The 23,502-nt window shown below is 60.0% G+C and carries 20 protein-coding genes; 16 read left to right on the forward strand and 4 right to left on the reverse strand.

Translation table 11 applies throughout. The annotated features are described in order from the left end of the window. Positions 1 to 18: 18 nt before the first annotated feature. The 5 genes from Q7C20_RS14380 to Q7C20_RS14400 all read left to right on the forward strand — a co-directional run bounded on the left by Q7C20_RS14380 (position 19) and on the right by Q7C20_RS14400 (position 6,706). Positions 19 to 2,721 carry a [protein-PII] uridylyltransferase gene (locus tag Q7C20_RS14380; protein ID WP_375068174.1) on the forward strand — a complete coding sequence of 901 codons (2,703 nt, stop codon included), beginning with the start codon at positions 19 to 21 and terminating at the stop codon, positions 2,719 to 2,721. 51 nt (positions 2,722 to 2,772) lie between these two features. Continuing rightward, positions 2,773 to 3,972, forward strand: a complete 1,200-nt coding sequence (dapC, locus tag Q7C20_RS14385) for a succinyldiaminopimelate transaminase (RefSeq protein ID WP_375068175.1) — start codon at positions 2,773 to 2,775, stop codon at positions 3,970 to 3,972. Between the two features lie 126 nt (positions 3,973 to 4,098). Continuing rightward, the gene (locus Q7C20_RS14390; RefSeq protein ID WP_375068177.1) at positions 4,099 to 4,833 is read left to right on the forward strand and encodes a M12 family metallopeptidase; all 735 of its coding nucleotides are present in this window, start codon (positions 4,099 to 4,101) and stop codon (positions 4,831 to 4,833) included. 267 nt (positions 4,834 to 5,100) lie between these two features. Next, the gene (locus Q7C20_RS14395; RefSeq protein WP_375068179.1) at positions 5,101 to 5,814 is read left to right on the forward strand and encodes a M12 family metallopeptidase; all 714 of its coding nucleotides are present in this window, start codon (positions 5,101 to 5,103) and stop codon (positions 5,812 to 5,814) included. A gap of 139 nt (positions 5,815 to 5,953) precedes the next feature. Next, the gene (locus Q7C20_RS14400) at positions 5,954 to 6,706 is read left to right on the forward strand and encodes a M12 family metallopeptidase (RefSeq protein WP_375068182.1); all 753 of its coding nucleotides are present in this window, start codon (positions 5,954 to 5,956) and stop codon (positions 6,704 to 6,706) included. A gap of 99 nt (positions 6,707 to 6,805) precedes the next feature. Here the strand turns inward: Q7C20_RS14400 and Q7C20_RS14405 are convergent, their stop codons facing one another. Next, positions 6,806 to 8,464: a Na+/H+ antiporter gene (locus tag Q7C20_RS14405; RefSeq protein ID WP_375068183.1), complete on the reverse strand. Its 1,659-nt coding sequence runs from the start codon at positions 8,462 to 8,464 to the stop codon at positions 6,806 to 6,808. A gap of 292 nt (positions 8,465 to 8,756) precedes the next feature. Between Q7C20_RS14405 and Q7C20_RS14410 the strand changes: the two genes are divergently transcribed. From Q7C20_RS14410 to Q7C20_RS14425, 4 genes are all read left to right on the forward strand, one after another. Continuing rightward, the gene (locus Q7C20_RS14410; RefSeq protein ID WP_231982825.1) at positions 8,757 to 9,065 is read left to right on the forward strand and encodes an arsenate reductase; all 309 of its coding nucleotides are present in this window, start codon (positions 8,757 to 8,759) and stop codon (positions 9,063 to 9,065) included. 31 nt (positions 9,066 to 9,096) lie between these two features. Then, the gene (gene dapD, locus Q7C20_RS14415; RefSeq protein WP_348060616.1) at positions 9,097 to 10,131 is read left to right on the forward strand and encodes a 2,3,4,5-tetrahydropyridine-2,6-dicarboxylate N-succinyltransferase; all 1,035 of its coding nucleotides are present in this window, start codon (positions 9,097 to 9,099) and stop codon (positions 10,129 to 10,131) included. Between the two features lie 63 nt (positions 10,132 to 10,194). Continuing rightward, complete coding sequence (locus Q7C20_RS14420) at positions 10,195 to 11,400, forward strand: aminotransferase class V-fold PLP-dependent enzyme (protein WP_375068186.1); 1,206 nt, start codon at positions 10,195 to 10,197, stop codon at positions 11,398 to 11,400. Continuing rightward, positions 11,397 to 11,810 (forward strand): SufE family protein, encoded by a 414-nt coding sequence (locus Q7C20_RS14425; RefSeq protein ID WP_375068187.1) that lies wholly within the window; start codon positions 11,397 to 11,399, stop codon positions 11,808 to 11,810. The genes Q7C20_RS14420 and Q7C20_RS14425 overlap by 4 nt, the downstream gene beginning before the upstream one ends. A 116-nt stretch (positions 11,811 to 11,926) precedes the next feature. Here the strand turns inward: Q7C20_RS14425 and tcdA are convergent, their stop codons facing one another. After that, positions 11,927 to 12,736, reverse strand: coding sequence for a tRNA cyclic N6-threonylcarbamoyladenosine(37) synthase TcdA (tcdA, locus tag Q7C20_RS14430; RefSeq protein ID WP_375068189.1), 810 nt, complete (start codon positions 12,734 to 12,736; stop codon positions 11,927 to 11,929). Between the two features lie 217 nt (positions 12,737 to 12,953). Here tcdA and Q7C20_RS14435 point away from each other — a divergent pair, with 217 nt between their 5' ends. The 4 genes from Q7C20_RS14435 (at position 12,954) to Q7C20_RS14450 (ending at position 18,191) form a co-directional block, all read left to right on the forward strand. Continuing rightward, positions 12,954 to 15,545 (forward strand): glycosyltransferase, encoded by a 2,592-nt coding sequence (locus tag Q7C20_RS14435; protein WP_375068191.1) that lies wholly within the window; start codon positions 12,954 to 12,956, stop codon positions 15,543 to 15,545. A 253-nt stretch (positions 15,546 to 15,798) separates the two neighbouring features. Next, positions 15,799 to 16,950, forward strand: coding sequence for a succinyl-diaminopimelate desuccinylase (gene dapE, locus Q7C20_RS14440; RefSeq protein ID WP_348062446.1), 1,152 nt, complete (start codon positions 15,799 to 15,801; stop codon positions 16,948 to 16,950). Beyond that, positions 16,950 to 17,759, forward strand: coding sequence for a putative RNA methyltransferase (locus Q7C20_RS14445; protein WP_375068192.1), 810 nt, complete (start codon positions 16,950 to 16,952; stop codon positions 17,757 to 17,759). Before dapE ends, Q7C20_RS14445 begins: the two co-directional genes overlap by 1 nt. A 54-nt stretch (positions 17,760 to 17,813) precedes the next feature. Beyond that, positions 17,814 to 18,191, forward strand: coding sequence for a hypothetical protein (locus Q7C20_RS14450; protein WP_348058381.1), 378 nt, complete (start codon positions 17,814 to 17,816; stop codon positions 18,189 to 18,191). 132 nt (positions 18,192 to 18,323) lie between these two features. On the opposite strand, the gene Q7C20_RS14455 is transcribed toward Q7C20_RS14450, so the two are convergent. Then, a complete protein-coding gene (locus Q7C20_RS14455) occupies positions 18,324 to 18,533 on the reverse strand; it encodes a cold-shock protein (RefSeq protein WP_017738302.1) in 210 nt (69 codons plus the stop codon). 181 nt (positions 18,534 to 18,714) lie between these two features. On the opposite strand from Q7C20_RS14455, the gene plsB reads away from it, so the two are divergent. From plsB to Q7C20_RS14470, 3 genes are read left to right on the forward strand one after another with little or no spacing between them, the layout of a single operon-like run. Further along, the gene (gene plsB / locus Q7C20_RS14460) at positions 18,715 to 21,225 is read left to right on the forward strand and encodes a glycerol-3-phosphate 1-O-acyltransferase PlsB (protein WP_375068195.1); all 2,511 of its coding nucleotides are present in this window, start codon (positions 18,715 to 18,717) and stop codon (positions 21,223 to 21,225) included. A gap of 60 nt (positions 21,226 to 21,285) precedes the next feature. Next, complete coding sequence (locus tag Q7C20_RS14465) at positions 21,286 to 21,687, forward strand: YbaY family lipoprotein (protein WP_375068197.1); 402 nt, start codon at positions 21,286 to 21,288, stop codon at positions 21,685 to 21,687. Between the two features lie 22 nt (positions 21,688 to 21,709). Beyond that, positions 21,710 to 22,399 carry a DUF4197 domain-containing protein gene (locus Q7C20_RS14470; RefSeq protein ID WP_375068198.1) on the forward strand — a complete coding sequence of 230 codons (690 nt, stop codon included), beginning with the start codon at positions 21,710 to 21,712 and terminating at the stop codon, positions 22,397 to 22,399. Positions 22,400 to 22,906: 507 nt separating this feature from the next. Here Q7C20_RS14470 and Q7C20_RS14475 read toward each other — a convergent pair. Further along, a complete protein-coding gene (locus tag Q7C20_RS14475) occupies positions 22,907 to 23,500 on the reverse strand; it encodes a LysE family translocator (RefSeq protein ID WP_375068200.1) in 594 nt (197 codons plus the stop codon). Positions 23,501 to 23,502: the final 2 nt, after the last annotated feature.

Raw genomic sequence — 23,502 nt, forward strand, 5'->3', positions numbered from 1 at the left:
AGAAAGGAAAGCCGATCGATGCCCCAGGTGGATCCCGAACTCTTCGACCGTGGCCAGTTCCAGGCGGAGCTGGCCTTGAAGGCGAGCCCCATTTTCGCCTTCAAGAAGGCTATCCGCCAGGCGCGCGAAGTGCTCGATGCGCGCTTTCGCAGCGGGCGGGACATCCGCCGGCTGATCGAGGACCGCGCCTGGTTCGTCGACAACATCCTGCAAAAGGCCTGGGAACAGTTCAATTGGAGCGAAGACGCTGATATCGCTCTGGTGGCGGTCGGCGGCTATGGCCGCGGCGAACTGCATCCCTACTCGGATATCGACCTGCTGATCCTGCTGGACAGCGCTGATCATGAGATCTTTCGCGATTCCATCGAGCGTTTTCTCACATTGCTGTGGGACATCGGCCTGGAAGTGGGGCAAAGCGTACGCTCGGTGGACGAATGCGCCCAAGAGGCCCGCGCCGACCTTACCGTCATCACCAACCTGATGGAAAGCCGCACCATTGCCGGCCCCGAGCGCCTGCGTCAACGCATGCTCGAAGTCACCAGCACCGCGCACATGTGGCCAAGCAAGGAGTTTTTCCTGGCCAAGCGCGCCGAGCAGAAGGCCCGGCACCACAAGTACAACGACACCGAATACAACCTGGAACCCAACGTCAAAGGCTCGCCCGGCGGGCTGCGGGATATTCAGACGATCTTGTGGGTTGCGCGTCGTCAATACGGCACCCTGAACCTGCGCGCACTGGCGGGTGAAGGCTTCCTGGTGGAGAGCGAAAACGCGCTGCTGGCCTCTTCCCAGGAGTTCCTGTGGAAAGTGCGCTACGCCCTGCATATGCTCGCCGGGCGTTCTGAAGACCGCCTACTGTTTGACCATCAGCGCTCCATCGCCACCCTGCTGGGGTTTGAAGGCGAAGACGCGAAGTCCAGCATCGAAAGCTTCATGCAGCAGTACTACCGGGTGGTCATGAGCATTGCCCAGCTCAGCGACCTGATCATCCAGCACTTCGAAGAAGTGATTCTGGCCCCCGAAGACGAGGCGCCACCGCAGCCGATCAACTCACGCTTCCAACTGCACGACGGCTACATCGAGGCGCGCCACGACAACGTGTTCCGCCGCACCCCGTTCGCCATGCTGGAGATCTTCGTGCTGATGGCCCAGCAGCCGGAAATCAAAGGCGTGCGCGCCGATACCATCCGTTTGCTGCGAGAAAATCGCCACCTTATCGACGACGATTTTCGCAACGACATCCGCAATACCAGCCTGTTTATCGAGCTGTTCAAGTGCAGGATCGGCATTCACCGCAACCTGCGCCGCATGAACCGTTACGGCATACTCGGGCGCTACCTGCCGGAATTCGGCTTTATTGTCGGGCAAATGCAACACGACCTGTTCCACATCTATACCGTGGACGCCCACACCCTGAATCTGATCAAACACCTGCGTAAGTTGCAGTACACCCAGGTGTCAGAGAAATTCCCGCTGGCCAGCAAGCTAATGGCCAGGCTGCCCAAGCCGGAGCTGATCTACCTGGCCGGCCTGTACCACGACATCGGCAAGGGCCGGCATGGCGACCACTCGGAAATCGGCGCGGTCGACGCCGAAGCCTTTTGCCAGCGCCACCAATTGCCCGTGTGGGACAGCCGCCTGATCGTCTGGCTGGTACAAAACCATTTGGTGATGTCGACCACTGCCCAGCGCAAGGACTTGTCCGACCCACAGGTGATCCACGACTTCGCCGGGATCGTCGGCGATGAAACCCACCTCGACTACCTGTACGTGCTGACCGTTTCCGACATCAACGCCACCAACCCGACGCTGTGGAACTCGTGGCGCGCCAGCCTGTTACGCCAGCTCTACACCGAAACCAAGCGCGCCTTGCGCCGTGGCCTGGAAAACCCGGTGGACCGCGAAGAGCAGATCCGCCGCACCCAAAGCGCGGCCCTGGATATCCTCGTGCGTGGCGGTAACGACCCGGACGATGTCGAGCAATTGTGGTCGCAACTGGGCGACGATTACTTCCTGCGCCACACCGCTGGCGACGTCGCCTGGCACAGTGACGCGATCCTGCAACAGCCCGCTGATGGCGGCCCGCTGGTGCTGATCAAGGAAACCACGCAGCGCGAATTCGAAGGCGGCACGCAGATTTTCATCTACGCGCCGGACCAGCACGACTTCTTCGCGGTGACCGTGGCTGCGATGGACCAGCTCAACCTGAACATTCATGACGCACGGGTTATCACCTCCAGCAGCCAGTTCACCCTCGACACCTACATCGTGCTCGACACTGACGGCGACTCGATTGGCGACAACCCGGCGCGCGTGAAAAAAATCCGCGAGGGCCTTACCGAGGCCCTGCGCAACCCTGACGACTACCCGACCATCATCCAGCGTCGGGTACCGCGCCAACTCAAGCACTTTGCGTTTGCGCCTCAGGTGACCATTTCCAACGACGCCCAACGTCCGGTCACCGTGCTGGAACTCAGCGCGCCGGATCGCCCAGGGTTGTTGGCACGCATCGGCGGGATTTTCCTGGAGTTCGACCTGTCGTTGCAAAACGCCAAGATTGCGACCCTCGGCGAGCGCGTGGAAGACGTGTTCTTTATTACCGACGCCGACAACCAGCCGCTGTCGGACCCGGAACTGTGTCTGCGTTTGCAGGAAGCCATCGTCGAGCAGTTGAGCGTGACCCAAGAGGCGGGCGTCGAGCTGACGCGCCTGACTATTTGATTATTTAACCTTGTAAACACGATCCCTGTGGCCAACGTGATAGAGGCTTTCATGAACAACGCCCTGAACCAACTGCAGCCCTACCCATTCGAGAAACTGCGCGCCCTGCTCGGCAGCGTCAAACCGAACCCGGACAAACGGCCGATTGCCCTGTCCATCGGGGAGCCCAAGCATAAGTCCCCTGAGTTCGTCGCCAAGGCACTGGCTGACAACCTCGACCAAATGGCCGTGTACCCGAGCACCCTGGGTATCCCGGCATTGCGCGAAACCATCGGTGCCTGGTGCGAGCGTCGCTTCAACGTGCCCAAAGGCTGGCTTGACCCGGCGCGCAACATTCTGCCGGTCAACGGCACCCGTGAAGCGCTGTTCGCCTTCACCCAGGCCGTGGTTAACCGTGGCGATGATGCGCTGGTCATCAGCCCGAACCCGTTCTATCAAATCTACGAAGGCGCAGCGTTCCTGGCCGGTGCCAAGCCGCACTACCTGCCGTGCCTGGAAAGCAACGGCTTCAACCCGGACTTCGACGCGGTGACGCCGGACATCTGGGAACGCTGCCAGATTCTGTTCCTCTGCTCCCCCGGCAACCCGACGGGCGCGCTGATCCCGGTCGAGACCCTGAAAAAGCTCATCGCCCTGGCCGATGAATACGACTTCGTCATCGCTGCCGACGAGTGCTACAGCGAACTCTACTTCGACGAACAAACCCCGCCGCCCGGCCTGCTCAGCGCCTGCGTCGAACTGGGCCGCCAGGACTTCAAGCGTTGCGTGGTGTTCCACAGCCTGTCCAAACGCTCCAACCTGCCGGGCCTGCGCTCGGGCTTTGTGGCCGGCGACGCCGACATCCTCAAGGCCTTCCTGCTGTACCGCACCTACCACGGCTGCGCGATGCCGGTGCAAACCCAGCTGGCGAGTATTGCCGCCTGGCAAGACGAAGCTCACGTACTGGCCAACCGTGACCTGTACCGGGAAAAATTCGACGCCGTGCTGGCGATCCTCAAGCCGGTGCTGGACGTACAAAGCCCGGATGGCGGGTTCTACCTGTGGCCGAATGTCGAAGGCGACGATGCCGCCTTTTGCCGAGACTTGTTCGTGGAAGAGCACGTGACCGTGGTGCCGGGCTCGTACCTGTCACGCGAAGTAGACGGCGTCAACCCCGGTGCCGGGCGTGTGCGCCTTGCTTTGGTTGCCCCGCTGGCGGAATGCGTGGAAGCGGCCGAGCGGATTCGGGACTTTATTCAACGTCGCCGCTGAGTATCCGGCCTGCGTTTGCTTCAGGTAAACGCAGGCTTACAACTTCTTATAGTGTGATCGGAACCTTACTGCGATCTGAACGAATACATCAAAACATTCGTTCTCACTCAGCGCAGGAAGTCACACGTGATAAGCACCACTCCCCCTGCTGTTTTTCAGCCCCAACTTTCCGCCCCCGTCACCGAAAATGCTGCGGACTCCGGACACCCCCTTTCCCGAAGCCGGCGCAACATTAGCGAACCGGCCAAATACTGGCCGCAAAACAGCACGCTAAAGATAGCCATGTATGAATACGACATGGATGACGAATACGTGCTGGCCGTCAAACAAGCCGCCAGCGAATGGCTGCCGCATATCAATCTAAAGTTCGAATTCGTACCTGGTGAGGAAGGCGACGTCCGCATCACACAGAATATGGGCAACAACGGAGGAGGCTCCTCGGTCCTCGGAACAGAAGCACTCGATGTGTATCCCGGCTACCCGACCATGTTGTTACCAGAAAATCATAAGCACCCCAGATTCAAGTACGTAGTCATGCACGAATTCGGACACATACTCGGGGCTCATCATGCCCACCAACACCCGGACTCCCATATTCCATGGAATATGGACAAAGTCTATGAAGGCTACAGCCGCATTGCAGGAATGGATCGCCAAGCGGTGCAAAAAAACATACTGCCTCTGCCTCGATCCAGCCAATACGACTTCCTGCCCTACGATGGCGACTCGGTCATGCACTATGAAGTCCCTTATGCCCTGACCCACGGGGACTGGGGCCAGTCTGAAACCTGGTCGCTGAGCGACGGCGACATCGCCTGGGCAGAAAAGGCCTACCCAAAAGCGATACCCGCTATTGCTTGAACCCCGGATTCGCCTCGGTCATGTCCAGATCCGCCAACACCTCTCGCAGCACGTCATCACCCATCCGGTGATGACAGCTCAAACTGTTGCTTGTTCATCCGCGCCCCATGGAACCGTTCACTCAGCACTCACTACCCAAGGGCGGGCGCGCGCACTGATGGAACGCTGCTAGCGACTGATGGAAATGGGGTGCGGGGGTTTTAGCAACGCGGAACCAAACCTCCCGGCTCGCCACGAATAGGAAACAACTCTTCGCGAGCACAAAACATGGCTATTTCCCCCAAGCTACCTGATAACGCCCTACAGCCCTTCACCGCGACCACTGACGCTCCCGAGCGCACAAAGAGAACCCAGAGAAGCGTTGCAAACCTTCCCCATAAATGGCCGGACGGCGTCATCACAGTTGCGCTGGACCTTAGAAATGCAAAAAGTGAAGCGCTGGTTGTGGATGCCATTCGTGAATGGGCACACCACACCCCTTCACTGCGTTTCCAGATAGTTGAAGGCCGCCAGGGCGATATCAGGATATCTGACGACGAACGTTTGGAAGGCAATTGGTCTTATATCGGCACACACGCAAAACAGGCCGATAAGAACCAGCCCACGATGCACCTGGACAGAACCGATGATTCAACGGCGTTTCGAAGTATCGTCCTGCATGAGTTTGGCCACGCACTGGGGTTAATGCACGAGCATCAGCACCCCGAGAATACGGTGGACTGGAATACGCCAGCCGTGTTTCACGAATACGCCAGCGAATCAGTCCCCGACGACTATATCCATGAGCAATACCTCGATGTTTTTTCCGGCGACGGACTGCAGGTGACGCCCTACGACCAACGATCCGTAATGCACTATCACGTGCCGGCTCACGTGCGAAACAGTGGGCAGACCATCCCTGAAAACACTCACCTGTCCCAAGGCGATCAGGAGGCTGTCAGACGGCTATATACACCCCGCTTAGCGGAACACAGCGCATAACGCGGGTCACCCCAAATTGTATAACTCCAAGCGCTGCGCGCGCAGGGCCTTGAACCGCAATTTTGCGTTCAAGCAGGTCCATGTGCTGCACCAGTGCCTGGGCTTCGACCGAGCGCGGTTATCACCACGAGTCCTTCTCATGATAAATCCATCGTACGTCAACTCCACTTACTCACTCATAAGCGGGCACGGAACGGAGTCCGAGCCATCCCCCTCGGCGCTCAAACCACAATCCTCCAACAGAAAAAAACGTGGGGTGGCGGAAACTGGCAAGCTATGGCCTCAGAGATCGACGCTCACCATTGCCTTTATGGAAATGAGTAAAAAAGACGAAGACTTTATAATCAAGACCATTAAAAAGTGGGCGCCTTATATCAATTTAACGCTCGCGTTTGGACCCGGCCCTGGAGCCGATATTAAAATATCTGGCAGTCCTACAATAGAAGGTGACTGGTCAGCGTGTGGAACCGATGCACTGCTCGCGAAAAAAGATGAGCCCACTATGCACATTGACCTTCGCCACAAAACCGAAGAGATACTGGAACGCACCGTACTGCACGAATTTGGCCACGCGCTGGGACTGCTGCATGAACATCAACACCCCGACAGAACCCTGGACTTCAATGTACCCGCCGTATACAGAACCTATGGAAGCCATGTCGGATGGCCAAAAGAACAGACGCATGGGCAAGTCTTGAAAAAGGCAGACCCCAAAGATGTCATCACCTCTGCGTATGACCCGGACTCGATCATGCACTACGACCTTCCCGCTTTTTTACTGTGGCAGCAGTCACGAGCTCCGATTAATTACGAGTTATCGCACAACGATAAAACCTTCATCAGATCAATTTATCCCGGGCATAGTCCAGGACAACCGACAGGCATTCGATAACTTGCCGACTGCCACCTGCCGTCCCACGCGCATGCAGGAAAAAATGCCGGCGTTATAAGCACAAGGCTCAAACTCAACGTTTGAAACACCACCCGCTATTCAGGCGTTACCGCGCGCATTCACGGCTCCCAGGTTTGCTTCACTCATGTCCAGATCCGCCAACACTTCTCGCAGCACGTCATCACCAATCTGGTGATGACGGCTCAAACTGTATAACTCCAAGCGCTGCGCGCGCAGGGCCTTGAGCCGCAACCTGCGTTCAAGCAGGTCCATCTGCTGCGCCAGTGCCTGGGCTTCGGCCGAGTCGTTGAACACGTCCAACTGATGGCGGTATTCAGACATCAGGCGCGCCTTGAGCTCAGTGGCCAAGGCCGCCTGTGCGGCGTCCTGGGTCTCGGTTTCTGCCGGTTCCTCGGCTTCCAGTGCGTGAATGGCGGCCACGGCGGTTTTCTTCCAGGCTTCGCGCACTTCGTTATGGCGCTTTTCATCCGGGCTTTTTTCGATGCCGCGCAACAGCAGCGGCAAGGCAATGCAAGCGGCGATCAGCGATAACAGGATCACCCCGGCGGCTATGAAGATCAGCATGTCACGCTCAGGAAAGTCCTGCCCCGGCGCCAGCAGCAAAGGCACCGACATCACACCGGCCAGGGTCACCGCACCGCGCACGCCGCCGACGGTCAGCAGCCAGCAGGAACGGGCGGTCGGCACCATCGTCAGCTCGCTTTTCCCACGCAGCCGGCGGATCAGGCCTGACAGGCGCCAGATGCTCTGCACCCAGATAAACCGCAACACCACCAGCACCAGAAAGATCGCGATCACGTCCAGGCAGCGGTACAGCAGGCTTGGCCACAACGTCGGTTCATGGCTGACCACCGCCTTGATAATGTCCGGCAGCTGCAGGCCCAGCAGCAGGAATATCAGGCCGTTGAAGGCGAACTCCAACAATGACCACACGCTGCGATTGAGCAGTCGCGTACTGGTCTGACGTGGCAGCAAGTCAAGCCAGCTTTGCATCATGCCCGCCGCCACTGCCGAGAGGATGCCCGACGCTCCAAGTCGCTCGGCCAGTACGTAAGCGGCAAACGGCAGCAACAACATGAACACCACATGCGTTGCCGGGTCGTCCCAGCCGCGGGCGATCATCCAGGCACGCAAGCGCCCGACCAGCCAGCTCAGTGCCACACCAACGGCCAAACCGCCGACGGCTACCAGCACAAAGGTCAAGCTTGCATCGGCCAGGGAAAACACCCCGGTCAACGCAGCCGCCAGGGCGAACTTGAAGGTCACCAGGCCCGACGCGTCATTCATCAGCGCTTCGCCCTGCAACATATGCATCAAAGGCTTGGGCAGGCGATTTTGGGCGATGGCCGACACTGCCACGGCATCTGTCGGCGACAAAATGGCCGCCAGCGCAAAGGCGACCGGCAGCGGAATCGTGGGCAATAACCAGTGAATGAAATACCCGGCGCCGATCACGGTAAACAGCACGAGGCCCACCGCCAACGTCAATATCGGGCCTTTGAGCCGCCACAATTCACGCTTGGGCATGCGCCAGCCATCCGAGAACAACAGCGGCGGCAGGAACAAAAACAGGAACAGCTCCGGGTCCAATGCCACATGCAGCCCCAGCGTGGGCCACGCCAACAATGCCCCGGCCGCTATCTGCACCAAGGGTAACGGCAGGGGAATGACACGCCCGACAAGACGCGAAACGCTGACCAGCATCAGCAGAATAAGAACGGTGTAGGCGGTTTGCATAAAGCGGAGTTCCCGGACTATCGACTTGCAATAAGACACCTCAGGCAACATCTTGCTGTTGAAGTGCCATATTCCCCGGCTATGTTAACCACCTATGCTGCGCGATGGCTGTTGCACAAAAGTCGCACCGGTTCAGCGATGGGCATGACGAGCGGCACCCAAACCCGCTGGGCGTGGCATAATCCGTAACCTTTCGTTTTCATTCGTACACGACATCCGTTCAGAGGGGGGCAATTCCTTGACCGCTTCAAGCAAAACGTTGCACCTTTTTGGCATTAAAGCCTGTGACACCATGAAAAAGGCGCGCACCTGGCTCGATGAGCACGCGGTGAGCTATGAATTTCACGACTACAAAACGGCCGGTATCGACCGTGAACACTTGACCCAATGGTGCAATGAGCACGGTTGGCAGGTGGTTTTGAACCGTGCGGGCACCACCTTTCGCAAACTCGAAGACGAACGCAAAGCCGATCTCGATCAGTCGAAAGCCATTGAATTGATGCTCGCACAACCCTCGATGATCAAGCGCCCAGTGCTCGATCTCGGTGACAGAACCCTTATTGGCTTCAAGCCAGATAGTTATTCGGCGGCCCTCAAGTAGGTCAGCCTTCCATTTTTGTAGAGGTAACAGCATGTCCAATTCCCTGTTCAGCCTGGGCTTCGGCGTCGGCACTCAGAACCGCCAAGGTGCTTGGCTGGAAGTGTTTTACGCACAACCGTTGCTTAACCCATCGGCCGAAATTATCGCTGCCATCGCGCCGATCCTGGGTTACACCGAAGGTAACCAGGCAATCACGTTCACTATTAGCCAAGCGCTGCAATTGGCGGATGCGCTCAAGAACGTCGACGCCACCCAAGCCGCACTGCTCAACCGCCTGGCTGAAAGCCACACCCCGCTGGTCGCAACCTTGCTGGCCGAAGACGCGGCACTGACCTCCACGCCTGAGGCCTACCTCAAGCTGCACCTGCTGTCCCATCGCCTGGTCAAGCCGCACGGCCTGAACCTGGCTGGTGTGTTCCCGCAGTTGCCGAACGTGGCCTGGACCAGCCAGGGCGCCATCGACATCAACGAACTGGCCGAACGCCAACTGGAAGCGCGCCTGCGTGGCGACTTGCTGGAAGTGTTCTCGGTGGACAAGTTCCCGAAAATGACCGATTACGTGGTCCCGACCGGCGTGCGTATCGCTGACGCCGCGCGCATCCGCCTCGGTGCCTACGTGGGCGAAGGCACCACCGTGATGCACGAAGGTTTCGTCAACTTCAACGGCGGTACCGAAGGCCCGGGCATGATCGAAGGCCGTGTGTCGGCTGGCGTGTTCGTCGGCAAGGGTTCGGACCTGGGTGGCGGTTGCTCCACCATGGGCACCCTGTCGGGCGGCGGCAACATCGTGATCAAGGTTGGCGAAGGCTGCCTGATCGGCGCCAACGCCGGTATCGGCATTCCGTTGGGCGACCGCAACACTGTGGAATCGGGCCTGTACGTCACTGCCGGGACCAAGGTTGCACTGCTGGACGAGAAGAACCAGCTGGTCAAAGTGGTCAAGGCGCGCGAGCTGGCCGGCCAGCCGGACCTGCTGTTCCGTCGCAATTCCGAAACCGGTGCCGTGGAGTGCAAAACCCACAAATCGGCGATCGAACTGAACGAAGCGCTGCACGCTCACAACTAAGCAGCCACTCGATGCACTGGCGGGCCCCGACCCTGGGGCTCGCTTATACGAGTCTTGATAACCATGCTTGTGCCCTCCCCCTGGCGCGCCGATTTCCCGGCCATCGCCACCCTGCAACGGCAAGACCAGACCTATCTGGACAACGCCGCCACCACGCAAAAACCCCAGGCCCTGTTGGACGCCATCAGCCATTACTACGCCAGTGGCGCAGCCAATGTGCACCGTGCCCAGCATTTGCCGGGTGCTCATGCGACCCAGGCGTTTGAAGACAGTCGCAGCAAGGTCGCGCAGTGGTTGAACGCAGGTGACAGCGGGCACATCGTGTTTACCCACGGCGCGACCTCTGCGCTGAACCTCCTGGCCTATGGCCTGGAGCACTTATTCAATGCGGGCGATGAGATTGTGATCAGCGCCCTGGAACACCATGCCAACCTGTTGCCGTGGCAGCAACTGGCCAAACGCCGCGCACTGACGCTGGTGGTGTTGCCCCTCGACGACGATGGCGTGATTGACCTGCGCGCCGCCGCCGAGTTGATAGGCCCGCGCACGCGCCTGCTGGCGGTGAGCCAGTTGTCCAACGTGCTTGGCACCTGGCAGCCGCTTGAAGCATTGATAGCGCTGGCCACACCTCACGGCGCCCTGACTGTGGTCGATGGCGCCCAGGGGATCGTCCATGGTCGCCACGATGTGCAGGCCCTCGCGTGCGATTTTTATGTATTTTCCAGTCACAAACTCTACGGGCCGGACGGCGTCGGCGTGCTGTTTGGCCGCCACGAGGCGTTGCATCACCTGCGTCACTGGCAGTTCGGCGGCGAGATGGTGCAACAGGCGGACTACCACAGCGCCAGCTTCCGCCCTGCCCCGCTGGGTTTCGAAGCTGGAACGCCACCTATCGCCGGTGTGATCGGCCTGGGCGCCAGCCTGGATTACTTGAGTTCGCTGGACCCGCCGGCGGTGGTCGCCCATGAAGCGGCGTTGCATGACTACCTGTTGCGCGGGCTGACAGCGCGCACAGGCATACGCGTATTGGGTTCACCGCAGGTGGCGTTAGCCAGTTTTGTGGTGGATGGCGTGCATAACGCCGACCTGGCGCACCTGCTGACCGAACAAGGAATTGCCGTGCGTGCCGGGCACCATTGCGCGATGCCGCTGCTCAAGGCGATGCAGTTGTCGGGGGCGATTCGTGTGTCACTGGCGCTGTATAACGATTCGGATGATCTGGAGCGCTTTTTTGAAGCGCTGGACCAGGCACTGGACATGTTGCGATGAGCTTGCCGATGGAGGCGGCGGCTGCGCTTGAGGCCTTCCAGGCCGTGGGCAGTTGGGAGCAGCGCGCGCGCATGCTGATGCAATGGGGCGAGCGGCTGCCGCCTTTGGCAGATGAGGACAAGGTCGAGGCCAACCTGGTGCACGGCTGCGAAAGCCTGGTGTGGTTGGTCGGGCGTTTGCAGGACGGCCATTGGCAATTTGCGGCGAGCAGTGATGCGCGGATGATTCGGGGGTTGGTGGCGTTGCTGTTGGCGCGGGTCAATGGGTTGTCGGCAAGTGAGTTGCAAGCGGTTGACCTGTCCGACTGGTTCACTCAACTGGGGCTTTCGCGCCAACTGTCGCCGTCGCGCAGCAATGGGCTTAATGCTGTACTGCAACGCATGCGCAAATTAAGCCGTACACAACACTAAATGTGGGAGCGGGCTTGCTCGCGAAAGCGGTGGTTCAGTCAATGATTTATCGACTGACACTACGCTTTCGCGAGCAAGCCCGCTCCCACATTTGGATCTATGCTCGGCAGTGAGATTCAGTCAGGTTTGGCCCGCTCCGACGGCCTGCGCACCCCGGCCACAATCTTGTCCACGGCCTTGGTCGCCGCGACCATGCCGAACGTGGCAGTCACCATCATCACCGCACCAAACCCGCCCGCGCAGTCCAGCTTCACGCCATCGCCGACAAAACTCTTCTGCAAACAAATGCTGCCATCCGGCTTCGGGTAGCGCAGTTGCTCGGTGGAAAACACGCACGGCACGCTGTAATGGCGAGTCACAGTGCGGGAGAAGCCGTAGTCGCGGCGCAGTGTGGAGCGCACTTTCGAGGCCAGCGGGTCATTGAACGTGCGGTTCAAATCGCATACCTGAATCAGCGTCGGGTCGATCTGCCCACCCGCGCCGCCGGTGGTGATGATCTGGATCTTGCGGCGCTTGCACCAGGCAATCAGCGCGGCCTTGGCGTTTACCGCGTCGATGCAGTCGATCACGCAATCAATGTTCGGCGTGATGTACTCGGCCATGGTGTCGCGGGTCACGAAGTCTGCCACCGCATGCACCGTGCAGTCCGGGTTGATGCCGCGCAGGCGTTCGGCCATCACCTCAACCTTGGGTTTGCCCACGGTGCTGTCCAGCGCATGCAACTGACGGTTGCTGTTACTGACGCAGACGTCGTCCAGGTCGAACAGCGAAATCTCCCCCACCCCGCAACGAGCGATGGCTTCCGCCGCCCACGAACCCACGCCGCCGACGCCGACGATCGCCACATGGGCCGCTTTCAAGCGTTCCAGGCCTTCAATGCCATACAAGCGGGCGACGCCTGCAAACCGTGGATCTTCTGTGCTCATGACCAATACCCCAAAAACCGGCGCGCATTATGGGCTACACAGCGGCAAGTTTTAAGCTACAAGTTACTTGTTAAGAACTTAGATGGTCTTTCGCTGACTAACGTCCGGCTTTTCTCTGTCTGCTGTACGCTCAGGGAGAGGCCGGTGTAGGATGCGCGCCGTTCGGCGCATGCCGACACCTCTCTTCGTTCCGCACCCTTTGGAACCCGAAATCGCCATGTCATCGCGTAAATTTGGACTCAACCTGGTGGTGGTGCTGGCTATTGCCGCGCTGTTCACCGGTTTCTGGGCGCTGATCAACCGCCCGGTCACCACCCCTAACTGGCCTGAACAGATCTCCGGGTTCTCCTACTCGCCGTTCCAGCAAGGCCAGTTCCCGCAGAAAAATCAGTACCCCACCGACGACCAGATGCGTGAGGACCTGGCGATCATGAGCAAGCTGACGGACAACATCCGTACTTACTCGGTCGACGGCACCCTGGGCGATATCCCAAAGCTGGCGGAAGAGTTCGGCCTGCGCGTGACCCTTGGTATCTGGATCAGCCCGGACCAGGAACGTAACGAACGCGAAATCCAGCGCGCCATCGAACTGGCCAACAGCTCGCGCAGCGTGGTGCGGGTGGTGGTCGGCAACGAAGCGTTGTTCCGTGAAGAAATCACCCCTGAAGCACTGATCGTGCTGCTGGACCGCGTGCGCGCCGCCGTCAAGGTGCCGGTGACCACGTCCGAGCAATGGCACATTTGGGAAAAGTACCCGCAACTGGCCAAGCACGTCGACCTGATCGCCGCGCACATCCTGCCGTTCTGGGAATTTATCCCGATGGACAAGGCCGGCCAATACGTACTCGACCGCGCCCGGGACTTGAAAAAAATGTTCCCGAAAAAGCCGCTGCTGCTGTCGGAGGTTGGCTGGCCGAGTAACGGGCGCATGCGCGGTGGCAATGAAACGTCGCCAGCGGACCAGGCGATTTACCTGCGCACGCTGGTAAACAAACTGAACCGTCAGGGCTATAACTACTTCGTGATCGAGGCATTCGATCAGCCGTGGAAAGTCAGCGACGAAGGCTCGGCGGGCGCTTATTGGGGCGTGTTCAACGCCGCACGTCAGCAAAAATTCAACTTTGAAGGGCCCGTGGTCGCGATCCCGCAATGGCGCGTGCTGGCCATCGGTTCGGTGGTGCTGGCACTGCTGTCGCTGACGCTGCTGATGATCGACGGCTCGGCCCTGCGCCAGCGTGGCCGTACCTTCCTGACCTTTATCGCGTTCCTCTGCGGTTCGGTGCTGGTGTGGATCGGTTACGACTACAGCCAGCAATACAGCACCTGGTTCAGCCTCACGGTGGGTTTCCTGTTGGCGCTCGGCGCCATGGGCGTGTTTATCGTGTTGTTGACCGAGGCCCACGAACTGGCCGAGGCGGTGTGGACCCACAAGCGCCGGCGTGAATTCCTGCCGGTCGAGGGGGATTCGGACTACCGCCCGAAAGTGTCTATTCACGTGCCGTGCTACAACGAGCCGCCGGAAATGGTCAAACAGACCCTCGATGCTCTGGCGGCCCTGGATTATCCGGACTTCGAAGTCCTGATCATCGACAACAACACCAAAGACCCGGCAGTGTGGGAACCGGTGCGCGACTACTGCGAGATCCTCGGCCCGCGCTTCAAGTTCTTCCACGTCTCGCCCCTGGCCGGTTTCAAGGGCGGCGCGTTGAACTACCTGCTGCCGCACACCGCCAAGGACGCCGAAGTGATCGCGGTGATCGACTCGGACTACTGCGTCTCGCCGAACTGGCTCAAGCACATGGTGCCGCACTTCGCCGACCCGAAAATCGCCGTGGTGCAGTCACCGCAGGACTATCGCGACCAGAACGAAAGCACCTTCAAGAAGCTCTGCTACGCGGAATACAAAGGCTTCTTCCATATCGGCATGGTCACCCGTAACGACCGCGATGCGATCATCCAGCACGGCACCATGACCATGACCCGTCGCTCGGTGCTTGAGGAACTCGGCTGGGCTGACTGGTGCATCTGCGAAGATGCCGAGCTTGGCCTGCGCGTGTTCGAAAAAGGCTTGTCGGCGGCGTACTACCACAACAGCTACGGCAAGGGCTTGATGCCGGATACCTTTATCGACTTCAAGAAACAGCGTTTCCGCTGGGCCTACGGTGCGATTCAGATCATCAAGCGTCACACCGCCAGTCTCTTGCGCGGCAAGGACACCGAGCTGACCCGTGGCCAGCGCTACCACTTCCTCGCGGGCTGGTTGCCGTGGGTGGCGGACGGCATGAACATCTTCTTCACCGTCGGCGCGCTGTTGTGGTCGGCGGCGATGATCATCGTGCCGACGCGGGTTGATCCGCCGTTGCTGATTTTCGCGATCCCGCCATTGGCGTTGTTTGTGTTCAAAGTGGGCAAGATCATCTTCCTCTACCGCCGTGCGGTGGGCGTTAACCTGAAAGATGCGTTCTGCGCGGCCCTGGCCGGGCTGGCGTTGTCGCACACCATCGCCAAGGCGGTGCTGTACGGTTTCTTCACCACCAGCATTCCGTTCTTTCGTACGCCGAAAAACGCCGATAACCACGGCTTCTGGGTCGCCATTTCCGAAGCCCGCGAAGAGATGTTCATCATGCTGCTGTTGTGGGGCGCCGCATTGGGGATTTACCTGGTGCAGGGCCTGCCGAGCAATGACATGCGCTTCTGGGTGGTGATGCTGCTGGTGCAGTCGCTGCCGTACGTGGCGGCGCTGATCATGGCGTTCCTGTCGTCGCTGCCCAAACCAGCGCCGGCTCCGGAGCCTGCGCCAGTCGTGTAAAAACTTGCGCAATGCACTAAACGGCGGCCTCTGGCCGCCGTTTTGCTATAAGATAACGGCCGTTTTGCAAGACTTGGCCTGCGCCAATGCTTCATGTGGAGCAGGTCTGTGTGGGAGCTGGCTTGCCTGCGATAGCATCGCCGCGGTGTACCTGCCGGATCGCGGCGTCTGCATCGCAGGCAAGCCAGCTCCCACATAGGCTCCGTATTCCAATTTCGTCCTGCGCCCATCACACGCTTTCCGGAGTTTTCCCATGACGGCCCACGCCGACCTTTCGCCGACCCTTCAACTCGCTATCGACCTGATCCGTCGCCCTTCAGTGACGCCGATCGACGCCGACTGCCAGAAGCTGATGATGCAGCGCCTGGGCGACGCCGGTTTCAAGCTTGAGCCTATGCGCATTGAAGATGTGGATAACTTCTGGGCCACCCACGGCAAGCACGAAGGCCCGGTATTGTGCTTCGCCGGTCACACCGACGTGGTGCCGACCGGCCCGGTGACGGCCTGGCAGAACGATCCGTTCGACGCGCTGATCGATGAACACGGCATGCTCTGCGGCCGTGGCGCGGCGGACATGAAAGGCAGCCTGGCCGCGATGCTGGTGGCCTCGGAGCGTTTTGTCGCTGACTACCCGGACCACAAGGGCTCGGTGGCTTTCCTGATCACCAGCGATGAAGAAGGCCCGGCGCACCACGGCACCAAGGCAGTGATCGAGCGCCTGGCAGCGCGTAAAGAACGTCTGGACTGGTGCATCGTCGGCGAACCGTCGAGCACCACGCTGGTGGGCGACGTGGTCAAGAATGGCCGTCGCGGCTCCCTTGGCGCCACCCTGACGGTGCGCGGCGTGCAAGGCCACGTGGCCTACCCGCATCTGGCGAAGAACCCGATCCACCTCGCGGCTCCGGCCCTGGCCGAATTGGCCGCCGAGCATTGGGACGACGGCAACACCTTCTTCCCACCAACCAGCTTCCAGATCTCCAACCTCAATTCCGGTACCGGCGCCACCAACGTGATTCCGGGCGACCTGACGGCGGTGTTCAACTTCCGTTTCTCCACCGAGTCCACCGTCGAAGCCCTGCAACACCGCGTTGCGGCGATACTCGACAAACACGGCCTGGACTGGCACGTGGAGTGGGCACTGTCGGGCCTGCCGTTCCTCACCGAGCCGGGCGCTCTGCTGGATGCGGTGTCCGCCAGCATCAAGGCGATCACGGGTCGCGAGACCAAGGCGTCGACCAGTGGCGGCACCTCCGACGGGCGTTTCATCGCCACCCTCGGCACCCAGGTGGTCGAACTCGGCCCGGTCAACGCGACGATCCATCAGGTCAACGAGCGCATCCTCGCCAGCGACCTCGATGTGCTGACCGAAATCTACTACCAAACCCTGATCAAGTTGCTCGCCTGATGCTCGCGTGCCCCCTTTGCAGCGCACCGCTCAACGCGGTGGACAACGGCGTGGCGTGCCCGGCCGGGCACCGCTTCGACCGCGCGCGCCAGGGCTACCTGAACTTGTTGCCGGTGCAGCACAAGAACAGCCGCGATCCGGGCGATAACCTGGCCATGGTTGAGGCGCGTCGCGACTTTCTCAACGCCGGGCATTACGCCCCGGTCGCCAGGCGCCTGGCTGAACTGGCCGCTGAACGTGCCCCGGCGCGCTGGGTGGATATCGGCTGTGGCGAGGGTTACTACACCGCGCAAATCGCCGAGGCCCTGCCCCACGCAGATGGCTACGCGCTGGATATCTCCAAAGAAGCGGTCAAGCGAGCGTGCAAGCGCAACCCGGCGCTGACCTGGTTGATCGCCAGCATGGCCCGTGTGCCATTGGCCGATGCCAGCTGCCAATTCCTCGCCAGCGTATTCAGCCCGTTGGACTGGGAAGAGGCCAAGCGCCTGCTCAGACCTGGCGGCGGTTTGATGAAAGTCGGACCCACCAGCGGCCACCTGATGGAACTGCGTGAGCGCCTGTACGACGAAGTGCGCGAGTACACCGACGACAAGCACTTGGCCCTGGTGCCGGACGGCATGAGCCTGGCGCACAGCGAGACCCTTGAGTTCACGCTGAGCCTGGCCGAGCCCGCAGACCGCGCCAACCTGCTGGCGATGACGCCTCACGGCTGGCGCGCCAGCGCCGAGCGCCGTGCACAGGTGATTGAGGCGGCCGAGCCGCTGATCGTCACGGTGTCGATGCGCTACGATTATTTCGTGCTTCAATAACCGACTTTTAAGCATCCGCGAATGGATTTTCGAATCCCGCAACGAGGAACATCCATGCGCCAACCTGATATCGAGATTTACCTGAAGGACGCCGACGTCGACCACAAGGCCATCGCCGCCTGGCTGGGCGCTGCGTTGGGCCCGTGCACCGACTGGGTCCAGAAGGGCCAAACCTACAAGTGCAAGGCCGGCAACGTGCCGGTGACCTGGTTACCCAAGGCTGTAGGCAAATGGAACAGCCTGTTCCTGGAAAGCAATGAAACCCCGTGGGACGACGACATCGCCTGTGCCCGCGCCGCCTTTGCCGCGCTGAACGTTGAAGTGCGCTGCGCGCCGGGGACGTGGGTCGAGGAAGAAGGTGAGGAAAGCGCCGACACCTGGATTCGCATCAGCGCAGACGGTGAAGAGCAAATCACCTGGAAAACTGCATAAATTCTGAATGGTGAATCCCGTTAAATGTGGGAGCGGGCTTGCTCGCGAAAGCGGTGGATCAGCCAACATCTGTTGTGACTGACACTCCGCTTTCGCGAGCAAGCCCGCTCCCACACTTGAACGGGGTGATGCTTAAAGACCCACCACATCCTCCGCCTGCAGCCCCTTCTCGCCGGTCACCACGGCGTATTCCACCTGCTGGCCTTCTGCCAAGGAACGGTGGCCATCACCGCGAATGGCGCGGTAGTGCACAAACACATCCTTGCCGTCGTCGCGTTGAATGAAGCCATAGCCCTTTGCATCGTTAAACCACTTCACATTGCCGGTTTCGCGCGTTGCCATTTGTCTTACTCCCACATGCATTTTTATTGTTGAGCGGGTCGCATTGAACTGCCGAGTATAAGACAGGCTCAAAACGATCAACTCAAGTTTACATCGCTGCTTTTTTGCCGATTTTCGGCGAATACGGCACACTACCCGCCCGAGCGCCTGCTCGGTTTTTTCCACTTGAAGCAGCTCGCCTATGACCCGCTCCCCGTTCCGCCGTCTGGTGTTTGGCACCTTGCGCCGACTGTTGTACCTCTGGGTTCGCTCGGAGACGACCAACCAGTCGTCCCTAACCCTTAACCTGGACCGCAGCCGGCCGGTGTTCTACGTCCTGCAATCACCCTCCCTCAGCGAACTGGCGGTGGTTGATAAAGAGTGCACCAAGGCCGGCCTGCCGCGCCCGGTGCTGCCAGTAGCGGTTGGCCCGCTGATGGAGTCCGCGGCATTCTTCTACCTCACCCCGGAACCCGACTGGCTGGGCCGTCAAGACAAGCGCGGCGCACCACCGACCTTGACCCGCCTGGTCAACACCCTGACCGATCACGCCGAAGAGAATGCACAAATCATTCCCGTCAGCGTGTTCTGGGGGCAGTCGCCCGAGAGCGAGTCCAGCCCGTGGAAACTGCTGTTCGCCGACAGCTGGGCCGTCACCGGGCGCTTGCGCCGGTTGTTGAGCATCCTGATCCTTGGCCGCAAGACCCGTGTGCAATTCTCCGCGCCTATCAACCTGCGTGAATTGATCGAGCACAATAAAGGTCACGAACGCACCGTGCGCATGGCCCAGCGCATCTTGCGTGTGCACTTTCGTAACCTGAAGACCGCCGTGATTGGCCCCGACCTGTCCCACCGGCGCAACCTGGTGAAAGGCCTGGTCAACATGCCGCTGGTACGCCAGGCCATCGCGGAAGAGGCCGAACGGGAAAAAATCTCCCCGGAAAAAGCCAAGGCTCAGGCCCTGCGCTACGGCAACGAAATCGCCTCGGACTACACCTACACCGCAATCCGCTTCCTGGAAGTGGTGCTGAGCTGGTTCTGGAACAAGATCTACGACGGCATCAAGGTCAATAACATCGAAGGTGTGCAACAGGTTGCCCAGGGTTACGAGGTGATCTACGTGCCTTGCCACCGCAGCCATATCGACTACCTGTTGCTCTCCTATCTGCTGTTCAAAAACGGCCTGACCCCGCCGCACATCGCCGCCGGGATCAACCTGAACATGCCGGTAATCGGCAGCCTGTTGCGCCGTGGCGGTGCGTTTTTCATGCGCCGCACCTTCAAGGGCAACCCGCTGTACACCTCGGTGTTCAACGAATACCTGCACACCTTGTTCACCAAGGGGTTCCCGGTGGAGTATTTCGTAGAAGGCGGACGCTCACGCACCGGGCGCATGCTGCAACCGAAAACCGGGATGCTGGCGATCACCCTGCGCAGCTTTTTGCGCTCCTCGCGCATGCCAATCGTGTTTGTCCCGGTGTATATCGGCTATGAACGCGTGCTGGAAGGCCGCACTTACCTCGGCGAGTTGCGCGGTGCGACCAAGAAGAAAGAGTCGATCTTCGATATTTTCAAAGTGGTCGGCGCGCTCAAACAGCGCTTTGGCCAAGTGGCGGTCAACTTTGGCGAGCCGATCAAGCTGGCGCAGTTCCTTGACGCCGAGCAACCGGACTGGCGCACCCAGGACCTGAGCCCTAACTACAAACCCGCCTGGCTCAACGAAACCACCAATCGCCTCAGCGAGCAGGTGGCGCGCCACTTGAACGAAGCCGCCGCCGTAAACCCGGTCAATCTGGTGGCCCTGGCGCTGTTGTCCACCACACGTCTGGCCCTGGATGAACAAGCCATGGCGCGCCAGCTGGACCTGTACCTGGCGCTGTTGCGCCGCGTGCCCTACTCGCCCCATACCACCTTGCCGGAAGGCAATGGCCTGGCGCTGATCAAGCACGTGAAGGACATGGACCTGCTCTCGGAACAGAGCGATGCACTGGGCAAGATTCTGTACCTGGACGAGCAGAACGCCGTCCTGATGACCTATTACCGCAACAACGTGCTGCACATCTTCGCCCTGCCTGCGCTGCTGGCGAGTTTCTTCCAGAGCAGCTCGCGCATGAGCCGCGAACAGATCCTGCGCTACACCCGCGCGCTGTACCCGTACCTGCAATCAGAGCTGTTTATTCGCTGGTCGCTGGACGATCTGGACGCGGTGGTCGACCAGTGGCTGGAGGCGTTTGTCGAACAAGGCCTGCTGCGTTTCGAGAACGCGGTGTACCTGCGCCCGGCGCCAAGTTCGCGGCACTTTGTGCTGCTGACGTTGCTGTCCAAGAGCATCGCGCAAACCCTGCAGCGCTTCTATATGGCGATCTCGCTGCTGCTCAACAGCGGCCGGAACAGCATCAGCGCCGAGGAGCTGGAAGACCTGTGCACGATCATGGCCCAGCGCCTGTCGATCCTGCATGGCCTGAACGCCCCGGAGTTTTTCGACAAGAGCCTTTTCCGACATTTTATCCAGACGTTGCTGGAGCAAGATGTGCTGCGCCGCGATGAGGCCGGCAAGTTGAGCTACCACGACCTGCTCGGCGAGCTGGCGGAAGGCGCGGCGAAACGCGTGTTGCCGGCGGATATTCGCCTGTCGATTCGCCAGGTGGCATTGCACCGCGTCGATGGTGCGGTGGAAACACCCGCCGAACCTGAGCCGGTCAACCCTGAATAAAGCCGCTGGATTTAAACAGGCGCCGGTTGGATGCCGGCGCCGTTGACAAGGAGCTGCACCATGAAAAAGATCATCCTGCTGGGCCTGACCGCCCTGCTCGGAGCCTGCCAATCGATGAATCCTGCCCCGAAGGCCAGCCTCGACGGCGAAGTGTTCTACCTGCAACGCATTGCCCTGCCGCCTGCCGCCATCTTGAGCGTCAGCCTGCAAGACGTATCTCTGATGGACGCGCCAGCCGTGACCCTCGCCGAACAAAAAGGCCCGGTCAAAGGCCAGGTGCCGCTGCCGTTTCATTTGAGCTACGACCCGGCCCAGGTCAAACCGGGCCACACTTACTCGGTGAGCGCTCGCATCGAGCTGGACGGCAAGCTACTGTTTATTACCACCGAACGGCACGCTGTAAAACTCAACGGCCAGGATCCACAACCGCTGCGCCTGCGCTTGGACGCTGTAGCCCACTGAATTCGACTATAAGGAATCACCCATGCTGCGTAACTCCCTTCGCTTGACTGCCCTGTGCGCCGGCCTGCTGCTCGGTGCCAACGCCATGGCGCTGGACCTTTCCAGCCTGTCCCAGGGCGACGCTTCCGGCGGCCTCAAGGACGCACTGACCCAAGGCGCACAAATCGCCGTGAAGCAACTGGGCGTACCCGGTGGTTTCAGCAATAACCCTGAAGTGAAAATCGGCCTGCCAGGCAAGCTGGGCAAAGTCGCCGACAAACTGAAACTGTTTGGCATGGGTGACCAGGTCACGCAGCTGGAAACCAGCATGAACAAGGCGGCAGAAACCGCCGTGACCCAGGCTCAGCCGATTCTGGTGAATGCGGTTAAAAACATGAGCGTGACTGACGCCAAGGGCATCCTCGCCGGTGGTCAGGATTCGGCGACTCAGTACCTGAACAAAAGCAGCCGCGAAGAGATCCGCGCCAAGTTCCTGCCCATCGTCAAGGCAGCCACCGACAAGGTCGGCGTCGCCCAGCAATACAACGCTCTGGCCGGCAAGGCCGCGGCCTTTGGTGCAGTGGATGCAAAAAGTGCCAACGTCGAAAACTACGTGACCGAGCAAGCCCTGGATGGCCTGTTCAAGATGATCGCCCAACAGGAAGAAACCCTTCGCAAGAACCCGGCGGCTGCGGCCACCAGCTTGGCGAAAAAAGTGTTTGGCGCGTTGTAACCCTTCCCTTCCCCTTACTGCGCCCAGACCGCTTTTCGCGGGCCTGGGCGCAGTTGTCTCTGACTAGCGCTTAGCGATGCCATGAACACACGTGATCCGCCGGCCTGCTGGGCCATTGATGCTCAGTGACCGGGTGAGCGTGTGGCGTGTGATGAATCGGCTTGGCGGGTTGGGGGCAGTTATACGCCGGCTGGCTTGTGTGAGGACGGTGATGGTGATGGCCGGAATTGCCATACCCTGGCCGTTGCGGCTTCGCTGATTCAAATTCCGGGCGAGGTGAATGGTTGCCCAGCAATGCCTCTAAAAGTGCAGACTTGAAATTTACAATGGCATTAAAAAACGACATATGACGCTCCGTTAACTCAGTGAATACAGGCTCGTCCGCTGACTGGCAAAGACGAAACCCGTGCCTGTCCATCAGGCTTTTCTGAGTGGAGTGAAAAAGAGGAACGTTCCGCCGGTAGCGATCGAGGTTTGCATCCGCATGTAAATACCGCGAGCAACCGATCAGTGCAGAACCGACTCAGCCAGGCGCCCCATCAGCAGCGTGGCAAAGCAGCAGATCGCCAGCGACGTCGCGCGGTTGATCTTCAACGGTGTCAGCCAGGCTCTCTGAACCCCCTCGAAGCGGCTGCCCAACACAATCCAGGCCGCGCCAACCGGTATCACCACCAGCGCCAGGGTTGCCATAAACCCGATGTAGCCCTGCAATGTGGCGAAGGCGCCGACCGGTGCGATAAACAAAACAATCAGCAAGCCTTTGGGGTTCAACACGGTGAGCCAGAAAAAATACAGCCCGGAAAAACGATCCTTTCCGGGGTCGATATCACCGTTTTTGCGCTGCCACAGCGAATACGCGACATACAACAGGTAACACGCCGCCAGCAGTTGCGTAGCTTTCAACGCCCATGGCGAAAAGGCGGCCAGATAAAGCAACGCCACGCCCCACAGCGACACCTGTAACAGGTACGCCAGGCACTCGACCAGGGCCAGCGTCATTGAGGCTCGAAACCCGAACAACAGCCCGGCGCGAAACAGCAGGGTGTTGGTCGGGCCGGGGGCGAGCAATAACAGCATCAGGGCTGAAACAGTGACCAGCATGA

The sequence above is a fragment of the Pseudomonas sp. AMR01 genome, assembly GCF_041946035.1.
In the GTDB taxonomy this organism is placed as follows: Bacteria; Pseudomonadota; Gammaproteobacteria; order Pseudomonadales; family Pseudomonadaceae; genus Aquipseudomonas; species Aquipseudomonas antarctica_B.